The following is a 2,175-nucleotide window of genomic DNA, read 5'->3' as shown; positions in this document are numbered from 1 at the left end:
TCGAACACGTCGAGGTTCTGGTGGACCTTCTCCCGGTGGCGCTGCCGATCCTCGCGCGTGTAGCTCTGGACGTCGACGTCCTTGCCCATGCCCGGTCCCTCCGTAGCGCCGAGTCGGCCCGGGAGCCCGTCGCGTGGGCTCGGAGATGAGTATAAGAGGCAGCGGCAGGTCCCTCGCCAGGCACATCGACCGGCTCGTCGTGAAGGCGTCCCGCGCCGGTGACGGCTCCCCCGCCCGCGGGCTGGCCTCAGACCCCGACCTCGCCGCCGCGCTCCGCGCCCGCGTCGCCCGCGCGGCTCGCCTCCGGTGGGTCCCGAGCAATGAGCAGGCGCGCCTCGAGGTCGCCACCGCCCGGGCCCGGGCCGCGCTCACGGTCGCGGACCGCTCGGCGGACCTGTACCGGTGGCTCGACACCCCCACGGCCCCCGCGGTGGACCTCGACGCGCCACCGCCGCCGCAGCTCCGGACGGTCACCGTGGACCAGCTCTCCGCGGTGTGGCGCGCCGGGTTCGGCTCTGGTGCGACCAGCGCCGTCGTCAACTTCACCGGCGGAGCGGTCCACGGGCCCGCCGCGGTCCAGTACGGCCACGACCTGGTCAAGGCCGCGGCCGCCGACCCGGGCGCCCGCTACGAGGTCGAGGAACTCGTCACCGCGATCGCCGACGGCCGCTCCTACACCGGGCGCTTCGTGGAGGTGGCCCGATGAGCGACGTCACCCTCCCCACCATCGACATGATCGGCGACGCCACCGAGCTCGCGGACTGGCTGACGTCCCACGGCCTGGACGACGTGCGGACGACCCGGCACGGCGCGGGCATGGACGCTGACGGGAAACCGTTCCTCGCGTCGGTCGGCCTGTCCGCGATCGGTGTCCCGTCGACAGCGGTGTGGTGCGTCACCGCGACAGACCCGGTGGAGACGCTGACCCTCGCGGACGGCGTTGCCGACGAGGTCCTCGCCTGGCCGGTGTTCATGGTCCGGGGTGAGTGACCGATGACCACCACGACGACCGCGGAGTTCCCGGCCCACGAGCACGTCCCCGGCCAGGAACCGCTCCACCTCGACCACCACACCACAGCCCCGGCGTGGGCGCCGGTCGACCAGACCACCGCGAGCCTCCTCGCCCTCATCGACGGCGACCCGATCCACGCCGCCGACCGCGCCCGGGTCATCAACGCGATCATCGCGACCGCCGACGCCGACAACGACCGCGTCGACCCCAACCAACTCCGCACCAGGCTCACCGACGGCAACGGCCAGTCCACCGTCTACCCGGCCACCATCGGCGCCACCGTCAACGCGCTCGCGGCGCGTGGGGTGCTCGTGTCGATCGGGTGGACCACGACCGCGGGTTCGAAGAGCAACAACAACGGCCGCCCGGCCCGGGTCCGCCGCCTCGATCGGCAGCGTCTCGCGGCTGTCCTGGCCGAGGCGCACCGCCCGCGCCGCCGCGCTGGGGGTGACCGGTCGTGATGGACCTCATGACCGCCATCCCGCCGCAGACGTGCCTGCTCGGGATGGCCCTGCTGTGCGCGGCGTGCTGGCTCGCCGACAGGACCGGGGGCACCCGATGACCCGCCGCAGCGAGCACCGCCGCGGCCCCGACGGTCTTTCCCGGCGTCAGCGGCGGGTCCTGGACCGGATCACGCGCTGCTCGTGCGGGTCGTGGGTGGTCCGCTCGTCGCAGTCCGACCCGATCGTGTGCCCGCACATCCCGGACCTGGACAGCTCGGTCGTCCGCCCGCTGACGGTGGAGCGCGTCGCATGACGGTCACCCCCACAGTCCCGGACCTGGCCGTGATCCGGACGTGCCTGGACAACGTCATCGCTGAGGCCACAACCGCGCTGCACGACGCAGGCTCTCACCACGCCGCGGCCGCCGCGTGCGCGCCCCTCGCGACGGCGCTGGTCGCGCTCCGCGACGCGGCCACCGAGATCCGCGTCGCCGAGCTCGTCACCGCGCGAGGAGCCCAGTCTTGACCCACCAGGACACCGGGCCCGTGCTGCCGCCGTCCCTCGTGGCATCCGCGATCGACGCGGAGCGCGCCGCGATCGCCGCCGCCCGGGCTGTCCCGCCCCACCTCGCCGCACCGAAGACCAGACCCGTCCCGTCCGGGTCCACCGTCCTCCGCTTCCAGCCACCCACCCGACACCCGAAGGGAACCACCCGATGAC

Annotated in this window: 6 protein-coding genes; all 6 read left to right on the top strand. The window is 73.9% G+C overall.

The window, feature by feature from the left end; genetic code table 11:
* Window positions 1-133 precede the first annotated feature (133 nt).
* Window positions 134-706, top strand: coding sequence for a hypothetical protein (locus tag DAA34_RS11985; protein ID WP_158707746.1), 573 nt, complete (start codon window positions 134-136; stop codon window positions 704-706).
* On the top strand, window positions 703-990 hold the full coding sequence (locus DAA34_RS11980) for a hypothetical protein (protein ID WP_106820204.1): 288 nt from the start codon (window positions 703-705) through the stop codon (window positions 988-990). Before DAA34_RS11985 ends, DAA34_RS11980 begins: the two co-directional genes overlap by 4 nt.
* Before the next feature lie 3 nt (window positions 991-993).
* Window positions 994-1,473 (top strand): hypothetical protein, encoded by a 480-nt coding sequence (locus DAA34_RS11975; RefSeq protein WP_106820201.1) that lies wholly within the window; start codon window positions 994-996, stop codon window positions 1,471-1,473.
* Window positions 1,474-1,570: 97 nt separating this feature from the next.
* A complete protein-coding gene (locus DAA34_RS11970) occupies window positions 1,571-1,768 on the top strand; it encodes a hypothetical protein (RefSeq protein WP_106820199.1) in 198 nt (65 codons plus the stop codon).
* Window positions 1,765-1,980, top strand: coding sequence for a hypothetical protein (locus DAA34_RS11965; protein ID WP_106820197.1), 216 nt, complete (start codon window positions 1,765-1,767; stop codon window positions 1,978-1,980). The genes DAA34_RS11970 and DAA34_RS11965 overlap by 4 nt, the downstream gene beginning before the upstream one ends.
* Window positions 1,977-2,174, top strand: a complete 198-nt coding sequence (locus DAA34_RS11960; RefSeq protein WP_106820195.1) for a hypothetical protein — start codon at window positions 1,977-1,979, stop codon at window positions 2,172-2,174. Before DAA34_RS11965 ends, DAA34_RS11960 begins: the two co-directional genes overlap by 4 nt.
* The last annotated feature ends 1 nt before the right edge of the window (window position 2,175 follow it).

Source organism: Janibacter massiliensis (genome assembly GCF_900289115.1).
Lineage (GTDB): Bacteria > Actinomycetota > Actinomycetes > Actinomycetales > Dermatophilaceae > Janibacter_A > Janibacter_A massiliensis.
This window is presented reverse-complemented; position numbering and strand designations above follow the sequence as displayed.